Source organism: Priestia sp. P5_B4 (genome assembly GCF_056400385.1).
Map to the genome: position 1 here is coordinate 1 of NZ_JBFULJ010000270.1, position 4679 is coordinate 4679.

The following is a 4679-nucleotide window of genomic DNA, read 5'->3' on the forward strand; positions in this document are numbered from 1 at the left end:
CTCACCTGTTCCGCTTTTCCCGCAGGAGTCTTTGCCTTGCCCTACAATTAACAGCTATTACATACGGTAAATCTACGTTCACCATCACAATGAAAAAATCTGAACGAGTTGAATTCTCCGTTAAGAATCTGGATTGATTGTTCGGATCTTMCCATAGAAAACACGTCTGTCCCATCTTCTTTTCTATGGGAAGATAACTTGTTATTTCCCGAAAATATTCATAAAATAACATGCTTACGTTTCCTTTTTTGAAAAAGTTTCATAAGATAGTGAAAATAATGCTCAAAAAGGAGGCTGAAGTAGTGGATATTAAAGGCAAACACTTGCTAATGGATGCGTTCGAATGCGATGAAGTGATATTAAACGACCCTTCACTCTTAAGGAGAATTCTTGTTGAAGCTGCACTAGATGCAGAGATGGAAGTTTTGCACTGTTATTTTCACCAGTTTACGCCCCAAGGCATTACAGGCATTCTCGTATTAGCTACCTCTCACTTGTCTATTCATACGTGGCCGGAGGAAAACTACGCTTCATTAGATTTTTATACGTGCGGAGACAAAAAAATAATTGAAATCGGTTATGCGTTGCTGAAGCAATTAGCTTCAAAAAAAGCTGTTGTGTATTCGATTTCTCGCGGAATTCAATACGCCGAAACTCCAACAAAAAATCGTCAGCATGCTGAAAACACTCGTCTTCTCAATCGTGGAGATGACTCAGATCACATTAGTCTAAAGCAACTCTTATCAGGCCAGCATGACATTTTGTTTCATCAAAAAAACCGTATTCAAGATATTCAGCTGATTAAAGCATCGGATATTCGAATGTATTTGGATGAACAGCTGCAATTTAGTTCATTGGATGAACATGCGTACCATGAAGCTCTTGTACACCCTATCTTTGCAGCTTCCTTACGTCCTCACCGCATTCTTATTCTAGGCGGTGGAGATGGTTTAGCTTTACGAGAAGTCCTTAAATATAAAGAAGTTAAAGAAATAGACCTTGTGGAAATAGATGCTGACGTTRTAAATGCTGCGATGAATGTAGAAGAATTAAAGAAGTTAAATCAACGCTCATTTGAAGATTCTCGTGTCACCGTTTATATTCAAGATGCTGTTGACTACCTCTCTTTGAATTCAGCGTGTTATGACATCATCATTATTGACTTTCCTGATCCTACTAACGAAAAAATAAGTGCTCTTTATACAAAAGAATTTTACGCACTTCTCCACCGTTCACTATCGCGCAGCGGCTTGGTCGTATGTCAGTCAAATTCTCCTAGAGACACACCTATCGTTTTTTGGAGCATTAATAAGACGATGAAAGCTTCTCAGTTTTATACGTTGAGCTACCACACCATTATTCCTTCTTTTGGAGATTGGGGGTTTCACATCGGCTCGAAAACACCTTTGTCTGCCCCTATACTCTCTACTGATGTTTCATCTACTACGCTGCCGTCAGACTTTACTAAGTTAATGCGTTTTTCTCCCCATTCTCTTTCCAAAAAACAGTTTGCAGTTGTGAACTCTGCTGAGCACTTGGTTCTGCATAAAATATTTAAAAAAGAAGGCTTATATTTGTAAAAAAGAAAGCTTGGCTTATACATTCCTTTTCTTTTGACATACTAAAACAGTCTCGTCACCACTGTGCAACAGAAAGGATTGTTATGAGAAAAATTTCGGTTTTTGTTATCTTAGTGCTAACTGTTATTTTCCCTTCCCCCGCTTTTAGCCAAGTGAAAGTGCCTGTATTGATTTACCATTCTATTGATACCTACACAGGCCACGGGGAAAAAGAACTGTATGTGACGCCTGAAAATTTTGAGAAACAACTTCTTTATCTTAAAAAGCAAGGATATACGCCGCTAACATTTGAAAAATGGCAGGAACTAACGCATGTGAAAAAACCTATATTTATTACATTTGACGATGGATATAAAAATAATCTTACTATCTTGCCCATTTTTCAAAGAGCAGCCAGCACTCAATTTCATCCAGCGGCTACAATTTTTGTGATTTCAGATTTTATCGGCCGTCCCAACCGTTTGTCGCCAGCGGATTTAAAAAAATTTGTTGATTCAGGATTTTTTTCTATTCAGTCTCATACTGCTACTCATCCGGATTTAACTAAGACGAAAAATTTATCCTATGAGCTAGGTAATTCAAAACGAAAAATTGAAGCCATTACGAGCCAGCCCGTTATTGCTCTTGCTTACCCTTACGGAAAGGTCAATAGCCGCGTAGTGGAAGAAACAAAAAAGAATTATACATTTGGTCTTTCAACAATTCCAAAATTTTTCACTGAGAGCGGACAAAAGGATGAAAACTATCTTATTCCCCGTCTGTACGTCACGTATTCTACAACGATTGAAGATTTTGCTAAGCTATTAAAAGAAAGCTAAAAACCCTTTCCTTTTAAGGAAAGGGTTTTTAGAATTTTGTTATCTCTAGTCCTCGCTCTTGCTGCCATTCAGCATAAAAAACTTCGCTGTATTTTTTAATTTTCTTGATTGCAAGCTGTTTTTTTAACCATTTTTCGTCTACGTTTGCTTCTTTCAAATTACCAGGCACTACTTTTCCATCCATGATTAAAGCAATCGGTAAATTGGTTTGAGAATAAGGGATGTTTAAATCATTTTTCGTCGGAGGGCCGAATTCATGTTTAGGAGCGACGCTCACCTCTCCATTTGTTTCTAAAATGACGTATTCTGCTTCATACAGTGAAAAATACCCTTGCTGTCTCATTAGATGCTGAAGCTGATTCAAGTCCAAGTTGTTTTTCTTAAGCTCTTTATAAAGGATTTTCCCTTTATAAATAATCATTGAAGGCTTTCCTTCAAGAATCCCTCTAAATCCTGTAAAGGTTTGAGATAGCTTTGTCACTGCGTAGATCAGAAGCCCCCAAATCAAAACGCTGTAAAGAATTTCAGTTAGCTCTACTCCTTTTTCAAGAGCTGCGTCCCCCACAATATTTCCCAGGACAAGCGTGGTAATAAAGTCAAACGGAGTGATTTGAGCAAACTGCGTCTTACCTAAAAGCTTCAGCATAATAAATAGCGCTAAAAATCCACATATCAGTTCAATCGCAATATCTTTATACATCGATACCCTTCCTCTATAGCAAGCATGTTATAGTATCAGTTTGTATCATATGTGAGAGTGATAAACCTGATTTTTTATTTTTCTTTCCTTCTTTCTCCAGTTATAGAACTTTTGATTAAGCTTTTTTCTTACTTGCATAGGTTTCTAACGTTGCATATTGATTAAAAATGGATGCGGCTGCTTTTTTCCCTACATACCTAAGGTGCCATGGTTCGTATTTATAGCCGGTAACCTGTTCTTCACCTTCAGGGTATCGAATAATGAATCCGTAGTGATACGCATTTTTTGAAAGCCAATGAGCCTCTGATGTAGCACCGAAGCAGTCTGCGGCAGCACACATTCCACTTCCTCCCGTGACATCGATTGCTAGTCCCGTTTCGTGTTCACTTGTTCCAGGGTAGGCGCTATAGGTGCGTGCTTGTTCTTCTCCGTCTCGCTTTACGTAAAATGCAAAAAGCTCTTTTTGACGCTCGTGAGATCGATAACCGGATACACCAAGTAAGCTGATTCCCTCTTTTTCAGCATCTCGAAAAAGTTCTTCAAGCGTTTGTGCTGCAGGCTTTCTAAGCATTCGTTTTTCTATTTTTTCGTTGAAGATAAACGGAACGTCGGCATAGACTAAATCGGAAGGCTGGTAGGATTCAGGAAGCTGATGCTTTTTATTAACTAAAGCCGTAACCGATCCTGGATTGGCTATTACCACTGTTTCGTCTACATTAGGTTTCGTTAAAGTTGGAGAAGCTGATGAGCTTTCTAGTTTTTGAGCCTGTCCATTTTTTGTGAATTCTCTGGCAGGCTTTGATGAAGAATTGCTTGTTCCGCACCCTGCTATCATCAGCGTAAAAGCTAAAGAACAAATAAATAAAAAGTATTTCATGATGTCTTACTCCTTTCAAACGGCTTTTGATGCGCTACAAAAGCCTATACAGAAAGGATAAAATATAAATGTTTCTGTCTGTTATTCAGTTGTTTCAAACTTGTAAACACTCTTAAAAAAATTCAAGGTGTGAAAAAATAGAAATAGACTGCCTAAGCAGTCTATTTCAAAAAGATAATATACGTATGAACTTGATTTTGCGTAAAGCTCGATGCAACTAGTTTATTTCCTGATTGACTCCAAGCAAGCTGATCAGCGGCATAGTCTAAATTTACGTTTAAGTGTGTAACATCTCCTGTTAATCCATCTGCTATGAATATCCCTTTATCTCCCTCTTTTTCAGAAATAAAGTTATAAGCTAATTTCGAACCGTCGGGAGACCAGCTTACGCCGAAAATTTGAGTGGACAGAGCAAGCTGAAAGGCCTCTGCTCCTTTTAAATCTGTGATAGACAGCGTTCTCGTTTGGGCATCTTTTTGCTGAACGAGCGCTAATTGTTTTCCGTTTGGAGACGGGATAATCGAAATCACATTATCTCGKATTTTTTCAGGATCCGTCTGTTCGTTATGAAGAAAAAAAAGCTGGTTGTTTACACCAATATAATAAATGCCACCTATTCCTTTAACTGCATCTAAGATTCGATCGTCTCTGTGTAACAGAGATTCTGCTTCTCCTTTTACATTTGCTTTAGAAAGCTTTCCTTC

The 4679-nt window shown here is 38.2% G+C and carries 5 protein-coding genes; 2 read left to right on the forward strand and 3 right to left on the reverse strand.

Annotated elements, in window-relative coordinates; genetic code table 11:
- Nucleotides 1-302: 302 nt before the first annotated feature.
- On the forward strand, nucleotides 303-1580 hold the full coding sequence (locus AC1DRF_RS17235; RefSeq protein WP_477741243.1) for a polyamine aminopropyltransferase: 1278 nt from the start codon (nucleotides 303-305) through the stop codon (nucleotides 1578-1580).
- Between the two features lie 83 nt (nucleotides 1581-1663).
- On the forward strand, nucleotides 1664-2398 hold the full coding sequence (locus tag AC1DRF_RS17240; RefSeq protein WP_052500338.1) for a polysaccharide deacetylase family protein: 735 nt from the start codon (nucleotides 1664-1666) through the stop codon (nucleotides 2396-2398).
- A gap of 28 nt (nucleotides 2399-2426) precedes the next feature.
- Here AC1DRF_RS17240 and AC1DRF_RS17245 read toward each other — a convergent pair whose 3' ends face one another.
- The 3 genes from AC1DRF_RS17245 to AC1DRF_RS17255 form a co-directional block, all read right to left on the reverse strand.
- Nucleotides 2427-3098 (reverse strand): DUF421 domain-containing protein, encoded by a 672-nt coding sequence (locus AC1DRF_RS17245; RefSeq protein WP_013057585.1) that lies wholly within the window; start codon nucleotides 3096-3098, stop codon nucleotides 2427-2429.
- 115 nt (nucleotides 3099-3213) lie between these two features.
- Nucleotides 3214-3975, reverse strand: a complete 762-nt coding sequence (locus AC1DRF_RS17250) for a M15 family metallopeptidase (RefSeq protein WP_477741244.1) — start codon at nucleotides 3973-3975, stop codon at nucleotides 3214-3216.
- Between the two features lie 161 nt (nucleotides 3976-4136).
- A partial coding sequence (locus AC1DRF_RS17255; protein WP_477741245.1) for a TolB family protein occupies nucleotides 4137-4679 on the reverse strand: 543 nt, incomplete at its 5' end.

Coding starts and splice junctions, on each gene's coding strand:
- AC1DRF_RS17240 (WP_052500338.1), top strand. CDS start 1,664: ATGAGAAAAATTTCGGTTTTTGTTATCTTAGTGCTAACTGTTATTTTC.
- AC1DRF_RS17245 (WP_013057585.1), bottom strand. CDS start 3,098: ATGTATAAAGATATTGCGATTGAACTGATATGTGGATTTTTAGCGCTA.
- AC1DRF_RS17250 (WP_477741244.1), bottom strand. CDS start 3,975: ATGAAATACTTTTTATTTATTTGTTCTTTAGCTTTTACGCTGATGATA.